At 37.5% G+C, this 26,038-nt stretch carries 25 protein-coding genes; 10 read left to right on the forward strand and 15 right to left on the reverse strand.

Features of this window, described 5'->3' with window-relative positions; genetic code table 11:
• Positions 1-8: 8 nt before the first annotated feature.
• The 6 genes from ACFO3O_RS18720 to ACFO3O_RS18745 form a co-directional block, all read right to left on the reverse strand.
• Positions 9-671 (reverse strand): DUF1361 domain-containing protein, encoded by a 663-nt coding sequence (locus tag ACFO3O_RS18720; protein WP_379981682.1) that lies wholly within the window; start codon positions 669-671, stop codon positions 9-11.
• Positions 668-976, reverse strand: a complete 309-nt coding sequence (locus ACFO3O_RS18725; RefSeq protein WP_379981684.1) for a hypothetical protein — start codon at positions 974-976, stop codon at positions 668-670. Before ACFO3O_RS18725 ends, ACFO3O_RS18720 begins: the two co-directional genes overlap by 4 nt.
• Positions 973-2,373 carry a DUF4153 domain-containing protein gene (locus ACFO3O_RS18730; protein ID WP_379981686.1) on the reverse strand — a complete coding sequence of 467 codons (1,401 nt, stop codon included), beginning with the start codon at positions 2,371-2,373 and terminating at the stop codon, positions 973-975. Before ACFO3O_RS18730 ends, ACFO3O_RS18725 begins: the two co-directional genes overlap by 4 nt.
• On the reverse strand, positions 2,370-2,840 hold the full coding sequence (locus ACFO3O_RS18735) for a Coq4 family protein (RefSeq protein ID WP_379981688.1): 471 nt from the start codon (positions 2,838-2,840) through the stop codon (positions 2,370-2,372). The genes ACFO3O_RS18730 and ACFO3O_RS18735 overlap by 4 nt, the downstream gene beginning before the upstream one ends.
• Before the next feature lie 66 nt (positions 2,841-2,906).
• Positions 2,907-3,197 carry a winged helix-turn-helix domain-containing protein gene (locus ACFO3O_RS18740; RefSeq protein ID WP_379981690.1) on the reverse strand — a complete coding sequence of 97 codons (291 nt, stop codon included), beginning with the start codon at positions 3,195-3,197 and terminating at the stop codon, positions 2,907-2,909.
• 353 nt (positions 3,198-3,550) lie between these two features.
• A complete protein-coding gene (locus ACFO3O_RS18745) occupies positions 3,551-4,204 on the reverse strand; it encodes a hypothetical protein (RefSeq protein WP_379981692.1) in 654 nt (217 codons plus the stop codon).
• Between the two features lie 140 nt (positions 4,205-4,344).
• On the opposite strand from ACFO3O_RS18745, the gene ACFO3O_RS18750 reads away from it, so the two are divergent.
• The gene (locus ACFO3O_RS18750) at positions 4,345-6,309 is read left to right on the forward strand and encodes an alpha/beta hydrolase family protein (protein ID WP_379981694.1); all 1,965 of its coding nucleotides are present in this window, start codon (positions 4,345-4,347) and stop codon (positions 6,307-6,309) included.
• A 35-nt stretch (positions 6,310-6,344) separates the two neighbouring features.
• Here ACFO3O_RS18750 and ACFO3O_RS18755 read toward each other — a convergent pair whose 3' ends face one another.
• The 6 genes from ACFO3O_RS18755 to ACFO3O_RS18780 form a co-directional block, all read right to left on the reverse strand.
• On the reverse strand, positions 6,345-6,839 hold the full coding sequence (locus tag ACFO3O_RS18755) for a hypothetical protein (RefSeq protein ID WP_379981696.1): 495 nt from the start codon (positions 6,837-6,839) through the stop codon (positions 6,345-6,347).
• Between the two features lie 196 nt (positions 6,840-7,035).
• Complete coding sequence (locus ACFO3O_RS18760; protein WP_379981698.1) at positions 7,036-8,847, reverse strand: sodium:solute symporter family protein; 1,812 nt, start codon at positions 8,845-8,847, stop codon at positions 7,036-7,038.
• On the reverse strand, positions 8,844-9,725 hold the full coding sequence (locus tag ACFO3O_RS18765) for a sugar phosphate nucleotidyltransferase (RefSeq protein ID WP_379981700.1): 882 nt from the start codon (positions 9,723-9,725) through the stop codon (positions 8,844-8,846). Before ACFO3O_RS18765 ends, ACFO3O_RS18760 begins: the two co-directional genes overlap by 4 nt.
• A complete protein-coding gene (locus tag ACFO3O_RS18770) occupies positions 9,722-10,801 on the reverse strand; it encodes a GHMP family kinase ATP-binding protein (protein ID WP_379981702.1) in 1,080 nt (359 codons plus the stop codon). Before ACFO3O_RS18770 ends, ACFO3O_RS18765 begins: the two co-directional genes overlap by 4 nt.
• An 8-nt stretch (positions 10,802-10,809) precedes the next feature.
• Positions 10,810-12,165 carry a Gfo/Idh/MocA family protein gene (locus ACFO3O_RS18775; RefSeq protein WP_379981704.1) on the reverse strand — a complete coding sequence of 452 codons (1,356 nt, stop codon included), beginning with the start codon at positions 12,163-12,165 and terminating at the stop codon, positions 10,810-10,812.
• A gap of 99 nt (positions 12,166-12,264) precedes the next feature.
• Positions 12,265-12,918, reverse strand: coding sequence for an alpha/beta hydrolase (locus ACFO3O_RS18780; protein WP_379981706.1), 654 nt, complete (start codon positions 12,916-12,918; stop codon positions 12,265-12,267).
• 60 nt (positions 12,919-12,978) lie between these two features.
• Here ACFO3O_RS18780 and ACFO3O_RS18785 point away from each other — a divergent pair, with 60 nt between their 5' ends.
• Entirely contained in the window at positions 12,979-13,344 is a 366-nt protein-coding gene (locus tag ACFO3O_RS18785) for a DUF1801 domain-containing protein (RefSeq protein ID WP_379981708.1), read from the forward strand.
• 539 nt (positions 13,345-13,883) lie between these two features.
• Here ACFO3O_RS18785 and kdsA read toward each other — a convergent pair.
• Together kdsA and ACFO3O_RS18795 are read right to left on the reverse strand one after the other, a co-directional pair.
• A complete protein-coding gene (kdsA, locus tag ACFO3O_RS18790; protein ID WP_379981709.1) occupies positions 13,884-14,702 on the reverse strand; it encodes a 3-deoxy-8-phosphooctulonate synthase in 819 nt (272 codons plus the stop codon).
• Between the two features lie 147 nt (positions 14,703-14,849).
• A complete protein-coding gene (locus ACFO3O_RS18795) occupies positions 14,850-15,500 on the reverse strand; it encodes a flavin reductase family protein (RefSeq protein ID WP_379981711.1) in 651 nt (216 codons plus the stop codon).
• Between the two features lie 26 nt (positions 15,501-15,526).
• Between ACFO3O_RS18795 and ACFO3O_RS18800 the strand changes: the two genes are divergently transcribed.
• A complete protein-coding gene (locus ACFO3O_RS18800; RefSeq protein WP_379981713.1) occupies positions 15,527-16,330 on the forward strand; it encodes a class I SAM-dependent methyltransferase in 804 nt (267 codons plus the stop codon).
• A gap of 5 nt (positions 16,331-16,335) precedes the next feature.
• On the opposite strand, the gene msrA is transcribed toward ACFO3O_RS18800, so the two are convergent.
• Positions 16,336-16,992, reverse strand: a complete 657-nt coding sequence (msrA, locus tag ACFO3O_RS18805) for a peptide-methionine (S)-S-oxide reductase MsrA (protein WP_379981715.1) — start codon at positions 16,990-16,992, stop codon at positions 16,336-16,338.
• A 120-nt stretch (positions 16,993-17,112) separates the two neighbouring features.
• On the opposite strand from msrA, the gene ACFO3O_RS18810 reads away from it, so the two are divergent.
• The 7 genes from ACFO3O_RS18810 to ACFO3O_RS18840 all read left to right on the forward strand — a co-directional run bounded on the left by ACFO3O_RS18810 (position 17,113) and on the right by ACFO3O_RS18840 (position 26,035).
• Positions 17,113-17,535 (forward strand): HYC_CC_PP family protein, encoded by a 423-nt coding sequence (locus ACFO3O_RS18810; RefSeq protein ID WP_379981717.1) that lies wholly within the window; start codon positions 17,113-17,115, stop codon positions 17,533-17,535.
• A 93-nt stretch (positions 17,536-17,628) separates the two neighbouring features.
• Positions 17,629-18,393, forward strand: coding sequence for a hypothetical protein (locus tag ACFO3O_RS18815; RefSeq protein WP_379981719.1), 765 nt, complete (start codon positions 17,629-17,631; stop codon positions 18,391-18,393).
• Positions 18,394-18,444: 51 nt separating this feature from the next.
• The gene (locus ACFO3O_RS18820; RefSeq protein ID WP_379981721.1) at positions 18,445-19,074 is read left to right on the forward strand and encodes a heavy-metal-associated domain-containing protein; all 630 of its coding nucleotides are present in this window, start codon (positions 18,445-18,447) and stop codon (positions 19,072-19,074) included.
• 412 nt (positions 19,075-19,486) lie between these two features.
• Positions 19,487-20,365 (forward strand): NHL repeat-containing protein, encoded by an 879-nt coding sequence (locus ACFO3O_RS18825; protein WP_379981723.1) that lies wholly within the window; start codon positions 19,487-19,489, stop codon positions 20,363-20,365.
• A gap of 1 nt (position 20,366) precedes the next feature.
• Positions 20,367-21,083 carry a heavy metal translocating P-type ATPase gene (locus ACFO3O_RS18830; protein WP_379981725.1) on the forward strand — a complete coding sequence of 239 codons (717 nt, stop codon included), beginning with the start codon at positions 20,367-20,369 and terminating at the stop codon, positions 21,081-21,083.
• A 345-nt stretch (positions 21,084-21,428) separates the two neighbouring features.
• Positions 21,429-22,205, forward strand: coding sequence for a M90 family metallopeptidase (locus ACFO3O_RS18835; RefSeq protein WP_379981727.1), 777 nt, complete (start codon positions 21,429-21,431; stop codon positions 22,203-22,205).
• 1,643 nt (positions 22,206-23,848) lie between these two features.
• Entirely contained in the window at positions 23,849-26,035 is a 2,187-nt protein-coding gene (locus tag ACFO3O_RS18840) for a hypothetical protein (RefSeq protein ID WP_379981729.1), read from the forward strand.
• Positions 26,036-26,038 lie beyond the last annotated feature (3 nt).

Consider the following 26,038-nt stretch of genomic DNA (forward strand, 5'->3'; position numbering starts at 1 on the left):
TTTGTATATTATGAATTTTTAGATTTTACAAGGGACATATACCACATATAAAAAAAACTTGTGATGCCTGCATACCCAAAAGTGACAACCCATGTTTTGGCATAGGTATAAGGATGTCGTATGCGCATCATAATATCTTCAAAAAGCGTCATAGGATTTTGTAGAATATCCCAACTATTCCATCGTAAAAACCGACCCAAATAAATGCCAAATCCACATAAAATAAAGACAGAAGCAATCACAATGGGGAGCCATTTCACAGGAATTTTTTTAGAAAGAATCCCTCTCATTTCTTGAACCGTTAGCGTCATGATATGCAAACTATAGATGGCAAATACAAACAATAGCATCGCATCGTACCATACCATTTCTCGTGGAGCATATTGTAGGTGTTGCAAATCGCTGATCAAATACGGCGTATTGGGTAAAAATAAGAGCCATAGTCCTATGATAGGAGTGAGCATCCACCAAGACCGTTGCCACTTTTCTTGACTCCCTAGTATAAATGTGATTCCGTAGGGGATAAAAGCTAGGAATAAGTTCCATACCAGAAAGAGGTAGTGAAAAGACTCCGTGACTTTAATACGCATTGTTAGTAATGTAGCACACAAAACAAAGCCTACAAACAAACTACTGAGCTCGTTCAATTTTAAGATGATGTGTGTCTTCATAAATCTGCAATTGTTAGTACGGTGTAAAAACAACCAAAAGTGATAGGAATATTGGCAAGCATGGCGAGTATCACTACAAAATGTTCTGGTAGATCTTTATAGTTGATGATACTGTTTATAATGACAATACAAAGTACAATCGTATGTATAATTACCGTAGGAAATAGATGAATCATACCCATATCTATGGATATGTCATTTGGGTATACCACATATATAACAAGTTGGAGAATGCCAAAACACAGGCTAAATAATGCCAGTTTCAGCGCAAATCGGTTAATGGGATATTTAATTTTTTTCATCATTTTGTTCTGTGTTTAATACCCTGTAAGGTGGTAGACTGCCAGGTTTCATTTTCTAATTTTTCTACGTAGTGAGTGTGCTTCCGTTCTATATTTTCTAGAGATGAAGCTGTGAATTTTTCTGGGTACGCTTTCGCGAAAGCGTATAAAAGATCCATATGATTTCCGCTCATAAACTCTATATAAGTTAAATCAGGACGCGCCACTTGGGATAGGTTGTAACGGGTAATCTCTCGATTCCAACTAAAACTACTCATTAATACAATCACTATAAATACAATTCTCGCATTGAAACGTATGAGGTAGTAAATATTTTTGCGATACGCTACTTTAAGGTAGGTTGTACTTAGACCAGTGATACATAACGTGAGGTAAATGATGACTCCAATTCGTTTATAAGTGAGTCCAAAATCGGTAATGTAGAGATAGTTTTTAAATGCGGTGACGAGCACAAGTACGATATTCAGAAAAATCCATAGATAGGTGAGGAGACGAAGTCGATGGTTGTTTTTATAGAAATTAAGACTTCCCCTAAAAAGGATAACAATCAATGTAATCGCAATCACAATCGAAGCAATTAAGGCTCCCACACCCTCATGTACCGCTTTAGATAGTTCGGAAGCATGTAGGAAAGGGTTGTTGGTTACATACCAAATATCAACCACTAAGAAAAAGAGAATAAGTGCATTAAGCACTCCAATAACGAGCGAACCTAGTAATTGTTCTTTACGCAAGATAGGCTCTTGTGCTTCAGAAATAGAAATTTCCTGCATGTCTTGGCGTAAAGCACTATCTGCTTCTGTAAGCATTTGAAGTGCGGCAGGTGCTGTGACATTACTGATTAATATATACCCCATCAGGGTCATTAAAAGCCAAGGAATACTAATAAATGAAAGGTCAATAGCACTCACCCATTTTTCAAAAATCGGATTGATATGACTATACAAAGACGCAAAAATAATGGGAAGTCCTACCACCAATAAAACACACAGAAGAATAAACCCATAATCCCGTTTTTTTTGTGGTGTGACGATTTGTCTTTCCTTTTTAGGTGACATATAGTAATGAAGTGCTCCTAAAAAGGATTGGTATAGCCCATTTATCCCTTGAATATAAATCGCATTTTTTGCTCCAGAAATTGTACCTGCAAAGACAATATAAGTGATAAACGACATAAAAATAGCGAGCGCACTGTGATTGGTAAAGACAAACAGCGAAGTCAAAAGATAAACGATAGTCGCAATACGCATATCCGATCGAGCGAAGGCTTCTCTTCGTGAAAAAAATACCGTAGCCACGGCAATCATGGCAAAAAGGAACATATTCAAACCGAGGTCTTGCTGATAAAATAAAGTGCTAAATCCTAAAGCACTGATCCATAAAATAAGTTGACGTTTCATATCGTATTGATTTTAAAGGTGTATTGTAAGGTGGTTAATGGTTGATCTAATAGTTTTAAAAAATTAAGATGGTAAAAGGGATGTGCTTTTCTTCCTGTTGAAAAAGCCTTCCAAAAACGTTTGATGTGATCTGGAAATAAAACCGTTCCCAGTACTAAAACCATAAAGAGGTAGAGCGACCGTTTGCCATTGCCAAAAAGATAAAACTGCATCGCAATTTCTTCTGGTACAGAAATACCACTCCCTGTAAGTACGTGATAGATATCATGATCTTCCAGTTGCGGTTCGGGTGTAAAGTTGTGTTGTAGTAGGAAGCAACCTAGATGATACCCCAGACTTTCTAGTGGATAGCGAAGTAATTCTTTAACTGGAATCCCCCAAGCAGCTTCTTTTTTAAAGAGAAGTCGATACGGGAATTTGCTCCATTCATACAAGCGTTCTAAAAGTAAATAGCGTAGTGTTTTCATAATTTAAAAGTACTTTGTTTTTCAAAGTAAAATGATAAAAAAATATAGTTTTAGCTTTGGTTCATATTATTTCCCGATGAGTTTTTCTAGGGCTTCTATGTGTTTTTGAAAAGCCGCTTTTCCTTTTCTTGTGGCGGTGTAACTAGTATTCGGTTTTCTGCCAATAAAGGTTTTGTTTACAGAGATATAATCCTCTTTTTCTAATGCTTTTGTATGACTCGCTAGGTTGCCATCGGTGGCGCCTAGGAGTTCTTTGAGCTCTTTAAAATCGGCACTTTCATTTACCATCAACACACTCATGATCCCCAGACGAATCCTGTGATCAAAAGCTTTATTGATGTTGGTTATTATGGACATTTTTTATTTTGCTTTCGCGAAATTATATACGTGTAAAAGTACGTTTTTTAATACTTTTCTCTCTCTGGTTTCTGTTACGGAAAGTTTTACAGAAAACGTTTCTTAAAAAATACGTTTTCTATAAATCAACCACCCATTTATTAGTAAAACCCGATTTTGAGAAGTCTGTAAGACGCACTCAAAATTGTAAGCTGAACTAATCCCACTTTTTCAGCGGGACTCTTTTTTAATATCGTGTTTCAAATACATTCTTGTTCCATAGATGATATGAAAAATACCGTTTAGTTTCTGTTACGGAAAGTTTTGCAGAAAACGTTTCTGAAAAAATACGTTTTCTCTAAAACAACCACCCGTCATTCTTTTTTAATATCATGTTTCAAATACATTCTTGTTCCGTAAATAATATGAAATACACCAAAGCCTAGTGCCCAGAAGTAGAGGCCGTAGCCTATGTATTGGGTACTCACTAATCCTATAATCACATTGGCAAGGCCTAAATATTTAATGTCTCCTAAGGTGAATTTACTTGCATTAATGAGTGCCAAGCCGTAAAAAATTAACGTACACGGCGCTACGAGACCAATCAATCCATATTGTAATAAGACGACACAAAACACACCACCTGTAAATAGCGGAATCGCAAAATGAATCAGTAATCTTCTAGACGAAGGATCCCATATTTTTTCTTCGTGCTTTTTGGCTTTCCGTATCGTGAGAATAATCCCCGTGACTACAGCAGCAAAGAGTACGATGCAACCGACTAAAAATAGCTTACCTCCTGATGGATGTGCGAGATATGCATTTATCAATCCTACAACCGAGGCATACCTAGCACCACCAGAGGTGAGCTGGTCGGTTGTAAGAATGTTATGAGCTACCAAAGCGCCGATCAAGGCATATACGCCAGCCAGTATGCCTGAAAGTCCGCTTAAAGACATAAATCGTGAGGACTTACTCATCATCGATTTGATACTGACAATATCTTCTAAATATTTATTTGATTCCATAGTAAAGTACTTTGAAATTCAAAGTTAATATTTATTTTGAAATGTGCAAGGGAAGTAGAAAGTTTATATAATAAAAAATACGAGTACTTTCCTTTTTAAAATATTAATAATGAATTACTTTTATCTCTTACTTTTTAAACATGATCAAAAATATACTTCTTTTTACTTGTTTGCTATGTGTATTTTCAACAGTAGTAGCACAAGATTCAATCCCAGAACCAGTACCAATTGAAGTACTTTTAAAGAAAAATAATCGTCATACATTTTCTATTTCTCCAGATGGTAAATATTTTGCTCAAGTTGTAGAAGATGACTTTACGAGCGATCTCATTATTGTAGATATAGATGGATATAAGTTGTACAAAGAAATATCTATGGGTCCTAAAAGCATAGATGATATTGTGTGGTTATCCTCAAAACGAATTATGTATGAGTCGTCTGGAGAAATTTTAGCAATAGATATAGATGGAAATAACTCGATTAAACTCGTTAATAGATTAGCAGATAAGTTAACTAAAGATTCTTATAAGCAACACAAGAATTATCGTTACAATACAGTAGTAAGCTTATTGCCAGAGGAGGAAAATGAAATTTTGATAGAAACTTACGATTATAATATTTATGCATCTCTTAAGAAAGTAAATATTTTTACTGGTGAGAAGATAACCATTATTGAAGGAAAAAAACACAAGGTAAATAAATGGATTGTTGATGCTTATGGTAATCCTAGATTTGCGCTTAAATTTGAAGATAAACAAATCACTCAATTTGAATATAATTCGGAACAAAACGAATTATTTCCATTTTCTGTATTTGTAGATGGCACTGAATTTAGCTTAACCATAGATGGGGAGTCTTATTTAAATCAATCTGTACTTTTCGAAGGTTTTGGATACGACCCCAATATTGTTTACTTAACCTCAAATCATGGAAGTGACAAGCGTCAATTAATATCTTATAATCTTAAAGATAAGAAAGTAGAAAACATATTGGTTGAGGATGCTATTTGTGATGTAAAAGATCCCCACGGAAGGGATATAGATTTTATATTCGACTATTCAAAAGGAGAACTAGCAGGTATAAAATATGAGGGCCTCACGCCTCAATATAAATGGTTTTCGTCATTGTACGGAGAAATAGCTGCTAAACTCAATACAGCATACAATGGTTACTTGAATGATATCATAGATGCTGATGCAAAGAATGAACGTTTCTTAATTCATCAGTGGAGTGATAATAATGCGGGAAATATAGGGATATATGACATTTCTGATAATAGTTATGCTGTTATGTTTCACTTCAATGATGAATTGAACAAATACAAATTATCAAAAACAAAAAGTATTGTTATTAATACTCGAGATGACAAGAAAATTGCTTGTTACCTAAATCTGCCTTTACAAGATACTTCTAGTGAAAAACCGATCCCATTAGTGGTGATACCGCATGGAGGTCCCTGGTCAAGAGATTATTGGGAATTTGATGATTTTTCTCAATATTTTGCGAGTAGAGGATATGCTACGTTGAGAGTTAATTTTAGAGGGTCTACGGGATTTGGAAAATCACATTTATTAGCTGGGGTAAGCAGTATTGATAAGATCATGATTAATGATATTGTTGATGCAACTAGAGAAGTTATTGAAAAGTATGCAATTGATCAAAAAAATGTTTTTCTTTTTGGCCATAGTTACGGAGGGTATGCTACTTACATGAGTTTGTTGAAATATCCAGATGTATTTGCAGCAGGCGTTGCTGTCTCTGCACCTACGGATATAAAAGATTGGATGAAATTTCAAAAAAAGGAAAAGAATTATTTTTCTTATGAATTCTGGGATAAGGCATTAGGGTATAATAATAGTAAATATTTGGATGAAATAAGTCCTATAAACTATACTAAAGATTTTGAAAAGCCTCTTCTAATTTTTCACGGGAAATACGATAAGATTATACCAATAGAGCAAGCTAGAGAAATGGCGAAACTATTAAAAGAAAACAAAAAGAATGTGAAGTTAGAAGTCATGCAGTATGAAGGGCATACTATATATGATTCAAATGGTTTAGGATATATACTTAACACATCAAACAAGTTTTTTGAAAAGCATTAATGACTGTCCTTTTTACAGGAAGTAAGCCTCGTTTTTCAATTACTCACAATCTCCAAATTATGAATCAGTTTTACCCTGTTTTCCGAATCCTTTCTAAATAGGAACGAATAACTCTTCCCTTGGTAGAATTTAGGATACTTTGCGCGTTTTTTTCTGTTAAAAGTTAAAATCTCAATCGCAAACTTGTTGTGTTCTGTTTCAGTAACGACAAAGACAAACTTGGCTCTTCGCTTCTTACGCAGTTCTTTAAAGGCAGGAATCGTAATGGGCGCATATAGTTCACCATAATAGTTTTCAAAGTCACGATCTGGAAATTCCAAGGTCGAGTCATCCAACCAAAATGCATAGGCTTGATTTCCAAAACTCGTTGTTGTTTGGGAGGTGGTATAGGTTTCAATACCTAATTCTTTGAACGTCGGACTATTCTCAATAATCTCCAACGCCTCTTTGTAAACCGCAGCACTTTCTTGTGCAGAAATAACACTCGAAATTGAGACAAGGAGGAGAAGTGTAACTAACATCTTTTTCATACGTTCAAATATATAAATACTCCCGTATACCAGCTGTGAAATTTTTGTTATTTCATCGATTTCTTACTAATACACTTTATAATCCTACATATAGCTTCCCTCCTAGAAAGGAGGGATTGAGGGAGGTGTTATACTACGGACTACCTAAACCATATTGATGTCACATCGTATTTAAAAAATAGTATAATGTTCTGTTTTAAAGCACTTTCCCTTTAATGCGTTTCCAAATCTGAGATAAAACGATTCCAGACACGACACAAGTGGCAAGTAACGCAAATGCCTTAGTACTTTCTCCGTAGATAAAGTATCCCGTGGTAAACATCGCACTATAAATAAACACACAGCCCACCAACATCGCTAAAATTCCCGCAGGAACACTCCACGCTTCAGAGGTGTGGATGAGTTCTTCTTGATCTTTTTGCGCATCGTGAAGTACTTTCTTCCATCCAGGGCCACCTGGTTGTGTTTTTTTGTAAAAACGGTATAATACTTCTTTGGATTCGGGTTGGGTTAAAAACGTAACCAGTAACCAAATGATGGTCGATGAGAAGACGACGAAGGGAAATTTCGCATACCCGGGAAAAACCCCACCCGCTCCAAACAGCATCTCTCCTAAAGGCGTAAATGTAACAAGTATAGAAATCACTCCAGAGGCAATCATGGCACTGATCTCTGTCCACGCATTGATCCGCCACCAGAACCAGCGAAGGATAAAAATGAGCCCTGTACCCGCTCCAAACATCAAAATAATGTCAAAAAGCTGCTTTGCATTGGTAAGTGCCAATGCAATAATCGCACTGACAACCATTAAAATGACGGTGGTTATACGACCCACTGCTACTAGTTCTTTCTCGGTAGCATCGGGTTTAATTTGTTGCGCATAGAAGTCATTGACGACATACGAAGCACCCCAATTGAGATGTGTGCTAATTGTACTCATATACGCCGCAGAAAGTGAGGCAAGTACCAATCCTAACAGTCCGCTGGGAAGCATGGTCAGCATGGCAGAATAGGCAAGATCATGTCCTAGTTTGTCTTCAGCGACATTTGGAAAGGCTTCTTGGATACTGGCAAGATCTGGAAACACCACAAGAGAGGCTAGCGCTACCAAAATCCACGGCCATGGGCGTAACGCATAATGCATAATATTGTAAAAAAAGGTCGCGCCTATAGCGTGATTTTCGTCTTTTGCGGCCAGCATACGCTGTGCCACATAGCCACCTCCTCCAGGTTCTGATCCAGGGTACCAACTGCTCCACCATTGTACCGCAAGCGGGATAATCAATAAAGTGATCAACGTATTCGTATCCCCAAAATCGGGTAAAATATTCAGTTTGTCTTTTACATTCTCATGTGCCATTAAGGCGTCAAGACCTCCTATTTCAGGCATGCCCACGATGTAATAGGCCGCGCCAAAAGCACCAGCCATCGCCACAAAGAATAAGATAAAATCGGTATACACCACCCCTTTAAATCCGCCAATGGCACTAAACACCACGGTAATGGCGCCTGCAATTACGACTGTTGTTACAGGATCTAATCCTAACATGACTTGCCCTATTTTGATAGCCGCGAGTGTGACACCTGCCATCGCTAAGACATTAAAAATAATTCCTAAATACACGGCTCTGAACCAACGTAAAAAGGTACCTGGCGCACCGCCATAACGCAATTCATAAAACTCAATATCGGTTTTGACTTCCGACTTACGCCAGAGTTTGGCATACACAAAAACGGTCAATAATCCAGTCACGAGGAAGGCCCACCACACCCAGTTTCCAGAAACTCCGTTGGTACGCACAATGTCAGTCACCAAATTAGGTGTATCTGTAGAAAACGTGGTTGCCACCATCGAAAGCCCTAATAACCACCAAGGCATGCTGCGGCCTGATAAAAAGTACTGCGCGGTATCTTTACCCGATGTCTTACCCACATAGATTCCAATGGATAAGATGATGGCAAAAAGAGCAAAAATGATGACAAGGTCTAATGTCGATAAATCAATCATAGGTCTAAAGGTTGTTGATCCCAGTCTAGCGTTGGGATATGGGTAGAAAGATAGGCATTCAAAATAAAAATATCATCTTTTCCCGTTAAATCAGGGACGTGTTCTTCAAAAGGAATCGCCAGCATGGATTTTGGATGATCAGTGACCATCGCAAGAATAGCTGTGGGAAGTTCTTTTTCTTGACGTTCTGGATGGATAGGGCATTCTTTTACATACGGATAAAAGGAAGCACCTTCAAATTTGAAAATATTCATGCTGACACGAAACGTACCATCTGGATTTTTATACGCTTCCACACGCGAAGCATCGGGTTTTTCAATGATATCCTGCAAATAGCCTTCAGCATCTGTTTTGGTCAAGGCAAATCGGGCAATCCGTTCCATAGGATATTGAAGCGCATCTCGGTCATAATTCAAGAATGCATGCGCGTTTTTGGTTTCGCGTAAAGCGAAAAAAGCCTTCGTACTATATAAATTATCTGAGTTACAGACCAGAAAAGAATCTGATTTTAAGCTGGGATATTGCTCCATGGCTTGTAAAACAGCATCGGCAGTACCCAGCGGTTTCTCTCGATCTTTAGGAATGTGTTGCACCGCATACGAAAGGGTCAATCCATGAAAATTATTTCCATGATCTTTAGTTCCATAGTATTCTTTAAATAAGGTCCCTTTGGGATGAATCACGATTATGACGTCTGTAATTCCAGCCTGTTTTGCAGCATATAAAACATAATCCAACATCGGTCGATCGTGCAGTAAAATAAGGGCTTTACTTCGTGTGTTTGCCTGAGCGACCATCTCTTCAGAAAGTGCTGAAGCAGTCGATTTTTTCATGCGAGAGGAAGCCCCACCTGCAAGTATGATGAGTGTGTTTGTCATACGATATGTGCTCCTTTACTAATCTGTACGCCGTACGCATCTTTGGCTCCTGCGTTTTGTATAGCCTTGATAACAGCCTCTTGTTTTTCCAAAGGCGCCAGGGCACAAATGCATCCCCCACCGCCAGATCCTACTATTTTTGCGCCATACGCACCTGCCTCTAATGCCGCATCAATCATTGCATCAATCACAGGAACCGTAATTTTCAACGTATTTTTTAAAACATCGTGATGATCGTTTAATAGCGCACCAATATGTGTATAGTTAATTTCTTTTTCGCTTAAAGCGAAAACCGCTTCTTGCGTAATCAAATGGTTTTGTATCGCCGCATAGAAAAATGGTTGAAGAGCTGTTGGTAATAGTTCTTTATAGCTTTCATAGGCATCAAGCGTCGCTGAAGCAAGCTCAAACGTAGGCACTTTTTTTTGAATGATTGCAACTGCCTCAAGAGATTTTCCTTTAATATCTCCAAGCACCCCCACGGTATTTTTGGAAACACCTGATTCCCCAATGATCAATCCCTTCAAGGTCGTATCTATCTTATGGTGTTTTGACCTTACATCTGTTTCTAGATAAATCATATCACCGATAGCACTCGTGTATTGATCCATTTTTCCACCAGGCGCATTTTGAGCAGTCACTTCGGCTTCAAAGGCTACTTTGCCTATCAATTCTGGAGTGATCTGTTGATTGCATCCAAAAGTCATAAACAACCACTGTACCCAAGCCACCACCATCGCAGAAGAACTCGATAAGCCGGCGTTGATAGGAATATCGCCTTCTATCGTAATATCATAGCCCTGGTCAGGCATACAACCATAGTTTTGCACCACATACACCACTGTTTTGAGATGTGCGCCTTTGGTGGGTTTGAGGTTCTTTCTACCGTCTGACAGGCAGAAGCGTATCACTTCTTTTTTTCCAAGATCGGGTAAGTTGATCACAAACCCATCGGTACCGTTAGGCATTCCTTGTATAGTAATATATCGATTGATGGCACAGGCGATGATAGGAAGTTCTAAATAATCCTGATGATCCCCAAAAAGACAAATACGTCCGGGTGCTTTTGAAATCATAGCGGGCACTAATAGGTGTCTTTCATCCAGTTATATGGTGTGCGACTCACCCATAATCCTCTCGTAAAATCAGGAAAATCTTGTGGCTCGCCATTATTGGCAATTGACGCTTCAGAAAGCGGCGTAATCGCACTCCATGCGGCAGCATCATAGGCATCCAAGGGGGGTGCTACATTCTGTTTCGCCGATTCGACAAAGGCATTTAACACAAAAAAGTCCATCCCTCCGTGGCCAGATCCTGTGGCATATTCGCCATATTTTTTCCATAACGGATGATCATATTTGTCTAACCATGCCTTGGCATTATCCCAACGATGGGGTTCGCTTTTTCCTTCTATATAGATCCGACTTCCGTCGACTTCCCAAAGGCCTTGACTTCCTTGAACTCTAAAGCCAAGCGAGTAAGGACGAGGGGAATTACAATCATGTGTCACAATAATGGTTTCGCCATTGGCAGTATCAATGGTAGAGGTGATCACATCTCCTTGTTTCCATTTTAGTTTTGCATTGGGATGGTCTTTTCCTCCGTTTTCAACTATGTATTTGTTAAGCCCAATGGCTTTGGTGGCATGTGAGGTCATAGAGACAAACCGATTCCCTCGATTGATATTACACATCGTCGCCATAGGTCCCACACCATGGGTGGGATAGACATCGCCATTGCGTAATAAAGAATGTTGTGTACGCCATTTGGATTCTGAAATGCCTTTTTCTCCAAACTCAACCCCTTTTCCATACGGAGTGACACCGTCGTTTAATTTGACAAAACGCAAGTCATGTTGGTAGCCACATCTAAAATGGATCAATTCGCCAAATACTTCTTGACGCACCATATTGAGAACTGCGAGAATATCACGTCGGTAATTTACATTTTCTAGCATCATGACATGACTGCCTGTTTCTTCGTGTGTGTTTACTAGATCCCAGCATTCTTCCATGGTGTTGGCTGCCGAAACTTCAACGCCGGTATATTTTCCTGCTTTCATCGCATCTACCGCCATACGAGTGTGCCACAACCATGGGGTAGAAATAATCACCGCATCAATAGCCGTTTCTTCTAAGAGATTTTTGTAGTCATAGTCATCTTTACCAAAGACTTTGGGCGTTTTAAACCCTGCTTTGGTAATGTGTTCTTTCGCGATGGTAATTCTCACAGGATCAATATCACAGATCGCTTCTACGGTCACATCTTTGCGTTGTAATAAATTGGTAAGGTGATTGGTGCCTCGCAGTCCTACGCCGATTAGGCCAACTTTAAGAATGTCTTTTTTGGTTTCTGTGGCGCTGTAGGCGAGGTTAGGGGCGAGTGCAATTCCTGCACTAACGATGGCTGTTTTTTTTACAAAATCACGTCGTGAACTCATGTGTTGTCAATTATTAGGTTGCTTAAAAATAGGAATTTTAATCGCAGGGCGATAGCCAAGGGTTCAATTCTCTTAGATTTGTTTTGAAATTTTATGAGATTATCTAAAATTAGTTTTTATGGCATATTGTATATGATCATTTATTAGGTTACTGATTTCATCAGCTCTGTCAACAATCATAAAATGTTCTCCATTTTCAATTAATTCCATTTTTGTATTTCCTTTTGGAGGGATTAGTTTATCGTTTGTACCATTTATTTTTAAGACATATTCTGATGGTGTAGTATGTTTCCAATTTATTAATTCGGTGACTGCCCATTTAGCAAAGGTCACATCAGTATCGTCTAGAATATCATTAAGTAATTTTGTGTTTTTTGCACCAAAAACATAATTGGCAATGAATCTTGGCGGGTCAAATAGAAATGAAGGTATTAATTGAATCAATTTTGTTTTTCCAAACCATCTATACATAGGTCTTAGTTCATTTTTTGTATGTATAGAAGAAACCAGGATTGTTGCCTTAGGGTTCAGTAACTGATGTATTTCAGTGGCGATTAATCCTCCGAAACTAACACCAATCAAGCAAAAATCATTATGCGTATTAATGACAGTGCTTATTCTTTTTGAGTACTCTTTAATAGGTTCGTTTTTGTGAGGAGTGATCCAATTTATAGGAATGAACTCATAGTCTAGCGTTAAAAATTCAAAGACTCTTTTATCAGCTCCAAGCCCACTTATTCCATATATCTTCAAATTTTAATACATTTAAGTTTATTATTAGCGCTTAAATGTATTAAAATAAATAGTATCCTCTTGAACCCAGCCGAAGATTATATCGTATCAAAACCGGAACCTTGGCGTAGCATCCTCATGGAGGTACAGGCGATCATTAAGCATACCATTCCTGAAGTAGAAGAACAGTTTAAATGGCATTTGCCTTTTTACACTGTCCACGGAAAAATGTATTGTTTTCTTAATTTTAGAAAAACATTTGTGGATGTAGGTTTTACTTCGGGAATCCATATTGAGATTCATAAAGACCATCTCATTGCTGGAGAAAAACGAAAAAACCTAAGATCATTACGATATTACAAACTAGAAGATATTGATGTGAAGGTATTACAAGATATTTTGAAAGCAGCTGAGAAGCTCAATATAAAGACGAAGTCAATATTATAGTAATGTTAAATTTTATTGTTAACGTCGTTATTAAAGTGCTTACACCTATGTTTGTAATAGTTTCACTGAAACTAAAACTTGCTAATCAATTACATGAATATTATGTATCTTATCTAGCAAGCAGGGAGCCTTTGGGGGAAGGCTCCCTTTTTAGTGAAACGCTGTTTTATAAAGTCTGCAAAACGCATACAAAATAGCTAGTTGAACCTGCCTATGCCGGCAGGCAGGCTAATCCCGCTTTTTCAGCGGGATCTTTGGTTTTTGCAATAATAATAATGGTATCTGTATCTTTATTTTTATGTTACTTTGAGAAGCCTGTAAGGCGCGCTCAAAATTGTAAGCTGAACCTGCCTATGCCGGCAGGCAGGCTAATGCCGTTGTATCCTGAACTCGTTTCAGTATCTAGCGGAATCTATTTTTTGTGTTGTCATCTAGTTGAATGTAGACTTTTGTCTATAGATAGTTCTCGACTGCGCTCGAAATGACATTTGAGTAAATTTCAAATTGCTTTTTGTTTACTCATCTTTCCTGAAATTTATCTACAACGTATTGATCGTTTTACGAATTGCTACTAGATTGGTAAGTAATTTTTCTAGATAGGCAAGATCAAGCATATTAGCACCATCACTTTTAGCGTTTGCCGGATCAAAATGCGTCTCTATAAAAAGACCATCTACATGATTGACAACCCCTGCACGAGCAATCGTTTCGATCATATCTGGGCGACCACCAGTGACACCACTCGATTGATTAGGTTGTTGCAGGGAATGTGTTACATCCAAAACGGTTGGAGCATATTGTCGCATCGTAGGAATGCCTCTGAAATCGACAATCATATCCTGATATCCAAACATCGTCCCTCGATCGGTGATCATCACTTGCTCATTACCAGAGTCTGTTACTTTTCTAGCGGCATGTTGCATACTTTCTGGAGACATAAATTGCCCCTTTTTTAGATTGACTACTTTTCCTGTTTCGGCGGCAGCGACCACAAGGGCTGTTTGCCGTACTAAAAAAGCAGGTATTTGAAGTACATCTACATACTGTGCTGCTAAGGCTGCATCTGATACCTCATGAATATCGGTGACGGTAGGAACATCAAATTTTTCAGAAACTTTGGCAAGGATTTCTAGTGCTTTCTCGTCTCCAATTCCTGTAAAACTATCAACGCGACTACGATTGGCTTTTCTAAAACTACCTTTAAATACATAAGGGATCTTTAGTTTTGTGGTGATCTCTAGGACTTTTTCGGCAATACGCATCGCCATTTCTTCGCCTTCAATGGCACAAGGACCTGCGAGTAAAAAGAAAGTGTCTTCGTCTGTGTGTTTAAGTTTAGGAATTTTGGATAATTGCATAGTTGTGTTTTGTTGAATCGGCTTTCATCCTTAGGTTTGGCACTTCGACAAGCTCAGTGTGACACTCAGGGTAAACGCTATGTAATATTTCGCGAAAGCGTATTAAAAATAGGTACAAAGATAAAACTAAAAAACAGGAAACTCTATTTACTTTTTAAGAATAGATGTCGTAGGGACACCTGGTTTTGCATACTGTAACCGATCGAGTAATTGAGGCTCTGCATAACTATCTAAGCCATTTATAGTCACGCCACGGGTTTTTCCCAAATCAATCCAGCCATCCTCAGCATGGATATCTTCGGGAAGGTAAATATCTTCGATAGCTCCTATAACGAGTAAGGTGCCGTTTTCTTGAATAGGATATTCATTCACATAGCGACATGCTATTTTGATATGGGCTTCCTTAACAAAAGGGGCTTTGCTTTCTTTGATGAATTCTGTAGTAAGTCCCGTGGCATCAAACTCAGAAATTTCTGGATTATACCTTGCTGACGTCTGATGCGCGGCTTCGATAATTCCAGCATGGATATGATTTACAGTAAAAACACCCGTATTTTTTATGTTTGCATAGGTATGTCTCGGTACAACCGTGGGTCTGGTCACAAAGCCAATCAAGGCAGGATGGCTCCCTAAGTGAGTGATAGAACTAAAAACAGCAAGATTGGTAATGCCTTGTTTGTCAATAGTTCCCAATAAATTTGCCGATTTATAACCTGTCACACTATTAATAAAGTTGGCTCTAAATCGCTTTTCCATTCCATCAATAGCATTTTTGTCAAAATGTAGTATCTTTTTCAAAAGTTTTTATTTCAAAAATACGAATTATGTCTGATGCCAATGCCGATTATTTTGAAGTCAATCGAGATACCTGGAATCAAAAAGTAGCGATTCATGCCAAAAGTGAATTTTATAATATGGATGGGTTTCTTGCAGGAGAAACCTCTTTAAATAGGTACGAACTACAAGCCTTGGGGGATGTACATGGCAAGTCATTATTGCATTTACAATGTCATTTTGGTCAGGATACCTTAAGTTTTTCTAGAATGGGTGCTCGATGTACGGGCGTCGACTTAAGTGATGAAGGTATTGCGTTGGCACAAAAACTTGCCCAAAAGCTTCAGATAGACGCTCATTTTGTGCGGTGCAATGTGCTTGAAACTTCTGACCATGTGAAAGAACACTTTGATATTGTATTTACAAGCTATGGTACTATAGGATGGTTACCCGATCTAAAACCTTGGGGAAAGATGATTGCGGAACGACTCCAATCTGGCGGGGTGTTTTATATGGTAGAGTTTCATCCATTGGTTTGGATGTTTGATTATACCTCTGGAAAAGCCGAGTTACGCTACGGCTATCAACAAAAGGAAGCTATATATGAGGAGTATAAAGGGACGTATGCCAATAAAAACTCATCTATGATGAGTAAAGAGTATGGCTGGAATCATGGGCTTGGGGAAGTAGTTTCTGCACTCACAGCGCAAGGATTGGTAGTAGAGTTTCTAAAAGAACATGAGGAGAGTCCGTATGATGTATTGCCCGATCTTATAAAAAATGAAAACGGCCTTTATGTGACTAAAGACCGTTTGTATCCGTTGTTATTTGAATTAAAGGTTCGGAAACCTTAACTGTATTAATGCGTGTTTTCTTTTAATAACTGAGGAAATTTTGCTTGAAAACGGCGTAATCTCGGGATAGAAACATTCTGAATGTAAGAGCTTCTCGGATGTAGTCGTTCGTAATCTTGATGGTAGTCTTCGCCTTTCCAGAATTTTTGGAAGGGTAAGATAGAGGCGGCAACTTTGCCTTCTCCGTATATTTTTTCTTGTTCTTTTACTTTTTCGAGAATGATCTCTTTTTCTTGTTCATTTTGGTAAAAAATAATAGAGCGGTATTGTGATCCTCTGTCGGGTCCTTGCCCATTCACTTGAGTAACATTTTGAGAACCAAAATACACATCGACTAGTGTGGCAAAGGAGACTACATTTGGATCGTAATAAATCTCTACAGCTTCTGCATGTCCCGTGCGACCAGTATTACTCGCTTCATAGGTTGGATTTTCTGTATGGCCGCCACTGTATCCAGAAATGGATTCTTTGACGCCCTTTACGCTTTCGTAAATAGCTTCCACACACCAAAAACAGCCACTTGCAAAATACGCTTTGGCAAGTCCATCTTGGGGTTGGGTTTGTACAGGGGTAAGTGAAGCGGTTGGTTCGCTTATTTTATGAGGTTTGCTCTGGCAAGAAATGGCCAGCACAAGCCCCGTAATGATAATAGATAATTTCATAGTGTTGTATGTGTTTTCTTTTTCGTCTACTAAATTACGAGAATCTTACTAGTTGGCATCCTAAGGGTTTGTTAATCTAAAATGGCGATTCGTGTATTTTTTGTAAATTTGCATGAAATTATGAAAGCACTCTTCCATAAAATAATCGCGATCACCCTATCATGCATAGTCCTCTTTACGACCATGTCATTTACGGTAGACATGCATTTTTGTGGAGATACATTGATTGATATTGCTGTTTTTAAAGAAGCCAAAAGCTGTGGTATGGACATGGCAATGATGGCTACAGAAAATAGCTCATCTCCTGAAATGAAAGGAAAAAGTTGCTGTCATGATGAGCAAATTATTGTAGAAGGACAAGATGAACTCAACTCGTCCATGCAAAAAATAGATGTTGAACAGCAAGATATTGTCATTGCTTTCTTTACATCGTATGTGAATGTATTTACTTCCCTAGAAGTGACATCTATTCCTTTTGATGGATACCCACCCCCAGATATTGTCACTGACATTATCATACTTCACGAACAATTTTTGATTTGATATAGGTTGCTTTACTCGACGTAGTATTAGTACGCCTAGATGATGCCTTTTTTCTATTGCATTATATGGGTTTAATCATATATCAACAACATCATGAAACACCTATTTTTGGTTTTTGCACTATTCGCTTTCGCGAAAGCGTACGCACAAGGACCCCCAATTACAGCAGATAAACCTATTATGTTAGGTGGAGGCAGTTTTACCGCCAAAACCCTAACAGAAATTAGAAACACCGAACGAGCTAGTGCCGTTTATGTTCCTATCATGCTTCATTATTTACCCACCTCCAATTCATTATTTGCCGTACACATACCGTACTTACATTATGATTTTGAGAATGGTACCTCAGGAAGTACACTCGCCGATATTAAAGTCTTAGGGAAGTATCAATTCTACCGAAAAGATGCTACAGGAAAAACCTTTAGAGTCGTTGCCAAAACCTTTCAAAGTATTCCCACAGGAGAAAAATTAGATCTCATAGGATTGAGTACTGGTTTTTATGAAGGATACTACGGCATAGTTTCTGGGTACGAAACCTTAAAGTACGGCATCTCTACAGAGGTGGGATATAATTGGTCCCCCGAAGCTACGGTAGATGAATTTCGTACAAAAGTAGGCGTAGGTTTACCCTTACTCAAACCACAATATCCAAACAAACAAATCAATTTATATTTTGAATATACGAGTTCGCTATTTACAGAAAGAGACTGGTATCAATTACTTTATGCGCAGGGAATTCAGTACGCAGGGAAAAACATCACTTTTGACCTTGCCGTGCAGTTACCGCTGATTCAAAATATGGATATCACTAGAGAATTAAATTACAGTATTTTCTTGGGAACGAGATATACGTTTTAAAAAAAATAAAAAAACAGATTCTCGTCTTCACGGGAATGAAATTAAGAAATTATGAAAAAAATCATTTTAATCGTATGTGCCATGATCATGGCAATACCCGCAGTACAAGCACAAAAGAACTATGATCAATTTGAAGTGCAAGTAGACGGACTAGGGTGTCCTTTTTGTGCCTACGGACTTGAGAAAAAGTTTAAGGAATTCAAAGGCATTAAAAACGTAAAAATAGACATTGAGACGGGTGATTTTAGTTTTACGTACCCTACAGAAAAGGCGTTGACTATTGAAGCCGTTGAAAAACAAGTAGTGAAAGCAGGCTATACGCCTATGTCTGGACGTGTCACCCGTTCTGATGGAACCGTAGAAGAAATGGGAGGAGCGCCAAAAGAAGCCATTGCAGCAGATGCAGATTTGACCACAGAAAGTGTGTTTGTGGCTGGTAAATGTGAGATGTGTCAGGCGCGTATTGTAAAAGCAACGATAGACATTGCTGGTGTTGCAACTGCCGATTGGAATCAAAAGACCAAGCTTTTGGAAGTGAGTTATGATACAAAAGTAACCAGTCTAGATGCCATTGAAAAAGCAGTTGCCAATGTAGGACACGATACCAAAAACCATAAAGCAAAGGACGCTACATACAAAGACCTACCGGCTTGTTGTGCGTATGAGCGTGTGGAGTATTAAATTCCCGCACTTCGACTACGCTCAGCATAAATTCTGGCGGGAATCTCATTTTTTGAAGAGTAGGGGAATCTCATTCTTTTTGAGAAGGGAATCTCACTTGAAAATTAAAAACATATTCTTTGTTTAAAATAAGTTGATTTTTACATAGGAATGTAATTTTATTTTGTTTTTGACATTCGAAAAGTTGTCGTAAAATTTGAAGTGAATATCCCGTAGAATTTCACATTGTCTGAGCGTAGCGAGTTTGAGAAATTCAGGGATAAAGCAATAAATTTAGACAAGGTTTCGCTAGTCTAGCCTTTTTTCTTTCTTTTTTGGGCAATGAAAAAAAGAAAATAAATAATGGTTTACATATTGATTATAGAATACTCAATATGTGACAAGTGTATACAGCGTTTTAAAATAAACAACAATGACTAAATATATATATAGCACACTCGCTTTAGTATTCCTACTAAGCTGTGCAGAAAAAGAGGAAGTTGCAAAAAACTGGCAACTCACCAAAGCAATCCCTATTACGGGCGTTAATGCCATAGGGATGGCAGTGACCTCTGAAGGAATCTGGTTAAGTGACGGTGATCACAACCGATTGGTATTGATAGATGATGAAGGGAAAACCATACGAACGATCGACTCTTTGGATCGTCCGATGCATATTGGTAATGAAGGAGACGTGTTATTGGTTCCTCAATACGGGAATGATGAGGTGAGTATTTTTGATCAAGGTCAAAAGAAAGCTTTGGTGCTCACAGATTCTTTAGACGCTCCTGCAGGTGTGTCTTCGTATCACCAAGAAAAAGCCATCGCCGATTTTTACAATAACCGTATTCTATACAGTAAAGACGGAAAAGAATTTATCTCTTTTGGAAAAGAAGGGAAAGCCCCTGGCGATTTTTACTATCCTACCGATGTGCAAATCACCGAAAATGAAATTTGGGTAGCCGATGCGTATAATAACCGTGTACAGGTATTTGATAAAAAAGGGACTTTTTTAAAAATGATAGGCGACGATCAGAACATGAATGCTGCTACGGGAATTTTTGTGGGTGCCACCGAGCTATTTGTTACCGATTTTGAAAATAGTCGTGTATTGGTATTTGACCATGAAGGCGCATTGAAACAAATCCTCTCTGAAGGTGTTGAAAAGCCGATAGAAGTCATACAATATCAAGGCCAACTGTTGGTAAGTAATTATAGAAATAGTCAGTTGTTGGTCTTTGACTGGAAAGAAATCCCTGAAGGAAAAGAAACTGGCGAAGAAGCACACGATCACGATCATGATCACGAATAAGATGAAACAAACCTATACCATACAAGGAATGACCTGTAATGGATGTCGAGCTAGTGTTGAGCGAGAGCTCAAAGCGATCTCAGGCATTCAGGAGGTCGAGGTATCTTTAGAAAAAGAAGAAGCGATACTTACTACAGCTTCTTCTATTTCTCTATCCGAATTACAGCAAGGTCTTTCTGAAAAATATACCATTACCAAAAAAGAGGAAACCAACGTTTTTGCTACCTCTGAAGAAGTACAAACCTCCAAGTGGGTCCAATTACGTCCGCTGTTTCTCATTTTTGGCTACATTACTGTAGCAAGTATGGCTATGCATTATAAGGAATGGAATGGGCGAGAGGCCATGCTAGACTTTATGGGCTTGTTTTATATCGTGTTTAGCTTCTTTAAATTCTTAGACCTGAAAGGATTTGTGATGAGTTTTCGTATGTATGATCCTTTGGCAAAGCGTGTGGGAATCTATGGATGGATCTACCCATTTATAGAGCTTGCGTTAGGCATATTTTTTTTAGTTCGCATAGAGATTCCAGTAGCTTTGGTGGCCACCTTGATTATTTTAGGAATCACCACTATAGGCGTGACGAGAAGCCTGCTGAACAAACAAGAAATTCAATGTGCTTGTTTGGGTACGGCGCTTAAACTTCCTATGACCGAAGCTACCTTTATAGAAAATGCGATCATGATTGTGATGGCTATTACGATGTTAATTCCCGCGTAGACAGGAATCTCTTCTTTGTCCGTTTGAGCGCAGTCGAGAACCTCTTTATTCGTTTTGGGCTATGTTTATACTCTATTCTATCCATTCAAGCGCTACCGAGAATTCTAGTGTACTATCATTTTCAATTTAGTTTTCGACTGCGCTCGAACAGACATGACTATTTATACCATTTACCAATTGAATTTACTGTAATAAAACACCCTTTTTTCCTTTCTATTTCACAAGAAAAAAGAAACCGTAGCTTAGGCTATGCTTTAGTTTTCTTTCTCATATAAAGAAAAAAATCATCGTTTTCTTTTCCAGTAAATTCAATTAATAACTGGTATTACTTTTTATATTTACACCATGGCATATATCATCCCTTTAGTACTTGTTGGTGTGGTGTTTTTTTTGCTTTCGCGAAAGCGGACAAAGAACCCTCCAAAACCATTTCCAAAACATTGGCACGATGTATTACTTAAAAACGTAGCCTTTTACGAAAACCTTGAAGCCGAAAAGCAATTGATTTTTCAAAAACGCATGATGCTGTTTTTACAGGAAATCAATGTGGAAGCTGTGGGGTTTGAATTAGAAGAATTTGACATCATGTTGGTGGCGGCAAGCGCGGTGATTCCAGTGTTTGGGTTTAAAGAATGGCACTACAATAATTTAAGCACCGTATTGATTTATCCTGATCATTTTGATGAGAATCTGTCTTTTGACGCCGATGTTCAGGATCGTAAAATTGCAGGACTGGTCGGTACGGGGCGTTTTAAGAATCAGATGATCCTTTCGCGCAAAGCGTTACACCACGGATTTACCAATGCCACCGACAAAGGGAATACCGCTATCCATGAATTTGTGCATTTACTAGACCATACAGATGGAGAAACTGATGGAATTCCAGAGCGTTTGTTAGAACATCAATACATCGCACCTTGGCTGGCGTTAATGCATAAAGAAATGGAGGCGATTAACAATGACACATCTGATATCCGAACGTATGGAGGTACGAGTCAAACCGAATTTTTTGCCGTCGCTTCTGAATATTTTTTTGAACGCCCAGATCTTTTTAAAAGAAAGCATCCCGAACTTTATGAGATGTTGTCAAAATGCTTCATTCCCGTGGAGGCGGGAACCTGATACAAAATAGCTCTCGACTTTACTCAGCTAGAGAATAGCTGTTAGCTCATTAAGGCAATATACATGCTTATTTTACAGCTACTTTGGCGCACAACTTTCTTTTCTTAAAAATCAACTTCTACTGAAAAGACTGATTCAAAGGATGTTATTTCTTGTGCATACACACAAACGATTGTATTATTGTCATGTGTTACGGGAAACATGAATTCACTTCCCTCAACCAGAAGAGGGGTTACCTCAATTAGGTTCGGTTTTTGTGTAAAATAGGAGTAGTTTTATTTTTTTATGGAGCGGTATCAAATGAGAAAATTATTGTAATAAAAACAAGATGAGATTCCTATGAGGAGGTGAATGAAACAAAAAAAACAAAAAGTGGGTGAGATTCCCGCCAGCGTTTATGCTGAGTATTGTTGAAGTATGGAAATAATAAAAAAATAAAAAAATAAAAAAGATGGGTAACAAAATTGGAGTTTATACTACTAATCAATGAATTTCATAGTAACAGAAGAACTTGTTTTGTGAGGTTACTGCTAGAGTTTATGCTGCGCAGAGTTGAAGTGCGGAATGAAACAATTAGAAAGTAAATATTGATCGGTAGTTCCTGTAACTCGAAGAACTTTAGATAGTTTTAAGAGTTAATTATAAAAGAATAGGCTGATTTTAACAGTTTTTTTTAAAATTGATATGTACTTGTAAAGAAAAATTGACGTTCTTTAGAGTATAAATAGTAGCATGTTTTACACTACATCATTTATAAAACTGTTACCATACACGGAGTGTTATTATATAAGGGGACATTATAGCCAATAACACACTCAATTTAAGTAAAATACCATTTTTCTTTCGTACATATATGTCGGGAGATAAAAATAATAACTGTATAACCTACGTTGTACAATAGTATAGTTAGGTCACTTTATGGATGCATCGGGCGTTTTCTGTGGTGCGTTGATTCTCAGTGCTATCCATAGTGATTTAACTATAAAGTTATTGTTTTTGATTTAAAGTTTCTTTTTTTAAAAGAGACTTTATTAAAAAACGAATATTTATACGTTTTGTAGTTTTAGTAAAGACTTGGCAAAATTTTAGCTTAGACTTAACAATAGAACAACGAGATGTATCCTGAAAATAGCAATCACCACTACACCTATTTTCAAAACCACACCACACACTCAGGTCTGACACATACCGGGAATATGTTGTCGATGTCAGCCCTACTCATTTTTTTAAATCACCACACATGACCCATTTTTGGGTATAAGACCTTGTATGTCTTTTTTTAAAAAATGCATGGATATGCTTTGCATTTAAAGCAATATAAATGGTCTTATGAATAAAAAAGAAACAGAGGCATAGCTGCGGCTATAGGCCTACGTTATATCACTTTAAGGATACTCTAGGGAATTTTACGTGGGGTGTTTGGACTTAGGGGATTCCTTAAGTGGTATGACATAAAAGAGACATACATATAATCACAAGGGACTGCTATCTAGGTGTGTGGTGTGGTGCTTAAGCTTAGATGCGTCCTGAGTGATCATGTATGAATTATAAATGTTTTATGTGTTATAAAACAATGCAGGTATTGTTTTGACTATGAGGTTGAAAAAAGGTATCTGTAGTAATTAAGAAATAAGGATAGTATTATGGAGGAAATGCCAGAAACAAGTGCGCAGATGCAAGGCCTTACGACATCACAAGAAGGTGTAGGAAGAGTTGCCAAATTGCAACCAGTATCACATTTTTATATACAGGGAGGTAATCAAGCAGGAGATTTTACGCAAGTAGCAAATCAATCATTTGGTCCCGTTGACGAAAACCAATTTCGTACAACAGCAACAGTATCTTTTAGTGGCAGTAAAGATATATATGCATTGTGTATGGGAACTGTTTTTTTACAACCACAAACAGGAGATACTAGTAAAATTAATCTCGTTTTGAAACCATTTAAACAACCTGTAAATGGATTAAATATTAAATACATTGTATATCGAGGGTTAGAAAAAAGCGATTTTGTAACTACCGATGGTAAAGTTGCTGGAAGTGAGACTAGCGGAACAGGATTTGTAAAATATGTGTGGGCACAATACAATAAGTTTTATAATGCAGAAAATGGAGAAACAGCTCCTGAATTTAAAGCAAGTTTTTTAGGGTATCCTCATACTACTGAAGAAGTGCAACTTCAAGAAGGGACACATTTGATGGGGCAATATTTTTTTAAAATTGCTTCTGTAGATGAAACTACTTCTGAGGAAGATCCTGCTACGGCGTATGATTTGCCTATTATTCCAAGAGGGATGCATTTAGGAACAGCCGCGGGAAATATAGGTGTAGATATTGTATTAAATGATGGAGATTATATCATAGAGAATGATACACTTCCTTTTCAGTTAGACTTGACATACGCTAGAGCCTCCTTTTTTAGTATAGATATAAGTAATGAAGCAGATGCGTTTATGAAAAAACGTTTAAAAGAAGTGGCTACAAAGTTTATAGATATAGCTGCTTTTTATGGACTGCATGCAAATGGGACAGGTAAATTATATGTAGACGAAGTAGAGACTCCTTTAACAACAAAAGAAGAGATAGCATTACGACTTCAGAATTTTCATACCAAAAATAATTTCTATCTCTATATACAAGCAAATAGACAACGCTCGTATAATTTTTATGGAAATTATACGCATTCTGCGGAGAATGATAATACTATAAAAATTGGAACAAACGAAGACAATTTAAGTGAAACTTCCTTCGGGACTAGCGACTGGCCTATTCATATTATCAATCAAGCACAAGATCCCGCTACTGAAAATAATACAGTTACGTTTCAATTAACCACCGATAACTATGATGGTGCTGCATTGTTTGTACAGGTAGGGGAATTGGCTTCTCCTCATGAAGAAAATTTTGTTCGAAATACGAACTTATTACAAGAACTATCAACGGATCCTACTGTTGAAGTTGATACTAATTATACAAAAGCTTTACAACTTACAACCCCTTCTATTGGAGCAGATACAATCGCAGGATTTTCTCAATGTATTTATGAGGGAAAGCAACTAACAGCTGTTGATGCTATAAATTCAGAAGAAGAATATATATTAAAAGATATTGATGATGTTTTTGGTTTATTAGACGCAAAAAATGTTTTTATAGGAGATGATCAGCAATTACCTAAAATAGTTGACGAAACTTTACAGATTATCAATTTTCCTAATAATTCAGAAAGTAATGATATTGGAGCGATTCGATATCAAAAAATAGAAGACAAAATACAAATAAATGAAAGTGAAATACTTGAACGAGTTACCTATGAAACTCTTGTTTTTAATATAAAAACAACTAATAACTCTTATTCAACAGGGAGTTCTAGTCATATAGATACAACCTCAACGGATACACATAGGTTTTCTAACCATGACAATAATTTTTACCAGCTTGCATTACCTTATTATTTAAAGCCGCAACTATTTACAGATGGCAACCAAACCATAACAGGTTTGTTTTTAGAAATCATAGATGGTGGTATGCCTTCTAAAAAAATACTGGGGATTTCAAAAGATGAAAATAACCGCTTAAAACAAGTAATTACGGATAATGATTTGAGTCAATGCAAGATTATTTTCAAAAAAAATGACGACTTCTATGAAAATGAGATTAAAAAATATAATCTACACATAATAGCAGAAGGAACTTCTAGTAGCAATCAAATATTTAATCCTCTAGAAGATATCGTAGTATATTCAATTGACAACTTTGTTTTTGTGTCAGCAGAATATTCAAAATATAAAATATTTGAAACGAATGAATTAAGAATAGATTTTACTTTATAAATT

The organism is Dokdonia ponticola, assembly GCF_042653865.1.
In the GTDB taxonomy this organism is placed as follows: Bacteria; Bacteroidota; Bacteroidia; order Flavobacteriales; family Flavobacteriaceae; genus Dokdonia; species Dokdonia ponticola.

Coding starts and splice junctions, on each gene's coding strand:
- ACFO3O_RS18740 (WP_379981690.1), bottom strand. CDS start 3,197: ATGTCCATAATAACCAACATCAATAAAGCTTTTGATCACAGGATTCGT.
- msrA (WP_379981715.1), bottom strand. CDS start 16,992: ATGAAATTATCTATTATCATTACGGGGCTTGTGCTGGCCATTTCTTGC.
- ACFO3O_RS18770 (WP_379981702.1), bottom strand. CDS start 10,801: ATGATTTCAAAAGCACCCGGACGTATTTGTCTTTTTGGGGATCATCAG.
- ACFO3O_RS18730 (WP_379981686.1), bottom strand. CDS start 2,373: ATGAAACGTCAACTTATTTTATGGATCAGTGCTTTAGGATTTAGCACT.
- ACFO3O_RS18830 (WP_379981725.1), top strand. CDS start 20,367: ATGAAACAAACCTATACCATACAAGGAATGACCTGTAATGGATGTCGA.
- ACFO3O_RS18810 (WP_379981717.1), top strand. CDS start 17,113: ATGAAAGCACTCTTCCATAAAATAATCGCGATCACCCTATCATGCATA.
- ACFO3O_RS18760 (WP_379981698.1), bottom strand. CDS start 8,847: ATGATTGATTTATCGACATTAGACCTTGTCATCATTTTTGCTCTTTTT.
- ACFO3O_RS18835 (WP_379981727.1), top strand. CDS start 21,429: ATGGCATATATCATCCCTTTAGTACTTGTTGGTGTGGTGTTTTTTTTG.
- ACFO3O_RS18720 (WP_379981682.1), bottom strand. CDS start 671: ATGAAGACACACATCATCTTAAAATTGAACGAGCTCAGTAGTTTGTTT.
- ACFO3O_RS18765 (WP_379981700.1), bottom strand. CDS start 9,725: ATGACAAACACACTCATCATACTTGCAGGTGGGGCTTCCTCTCGCATG.
- ACFO3O_RS18750 (WP_379981694.1), top strand. CDS start 4,345: ATGATCAAAAATATACTTCTTTTTACTTGTTTGCTATGTGTATTTTCA.
- ACFO3O_RS18745 (WP_379981692.1), bottom strand. CDS start 4,204: ATGGAATCAAATAAATATTTAGAAGATATTGTCAGTATCAAATCGATG.
- ACFO3O_RS18840 (WP_379981729.1), top strand. CDS start 23,849: ATGGAGGAAATGCCAGAAACAAGTGCGCAGATGCAAGGCCTTACGACA.
- ACFO3O_RS18815 (WP_379981719.1), top strand. CDS start 17,629: ATGAAACACCTATTTTTGGTTTTTGCACTATTCGCTTTCGCGAAAGCG.
- ACFO3O_RS18735 (WP_379981688.1), bottom strand. CDS start 2,840: ATGAAAACACTACGCTATTTACTTTTAGAACGCTTGTATGAATGGAGC.
- kdsA (WP_379981709.1), bottom strand. CDS start 14,702: ATGCAATTATCCAAAATTCCTAAACTTAAACACACAGACGAAGACACT.
- ACFO3O_RS18820 (WP_379981721.1), top strand. CDS start 18,445: ATGAAAAAAATCATTTTAATCGTATGTGCCATGATCATGGCAATACCC.
- ACFO3O_RS18800 (WP_379981713.1), top strand. CDS start 15,527: ATGTCTGATGCCAATGCCGATTATTTTGAAGTCAATCGAGATACCTGG.
- ACFO3O_RS18775 (WP_379981704.1), bottom strand. CDS start 12,165: ATGAGTTCACGACGTGATTTTGTAAAAAAAACAGCCATCGTTAGTGCA.
- ACFO3O_RS18755 (WP_379981696.1), bottom strand. CDS start 6,839: ATGAAAAAGATGTTAGTTACACTTCTCCTCCTTGTCTCAATTTCGAGT.
- ACFO3O_RS18725 (WP_379981684.1), bottom strand. CDS start 976: ATGATGAAAAAAATTAAATATCCCATTAACCGATTTGCGCTGAAACTG.
- ACFO3O_RS18825 (WP_379981723.1), top strand. CDS start 19,487: ATGACTAAATATATATATAGCACACTCGCTTTAGTATTCCTACTAAGC.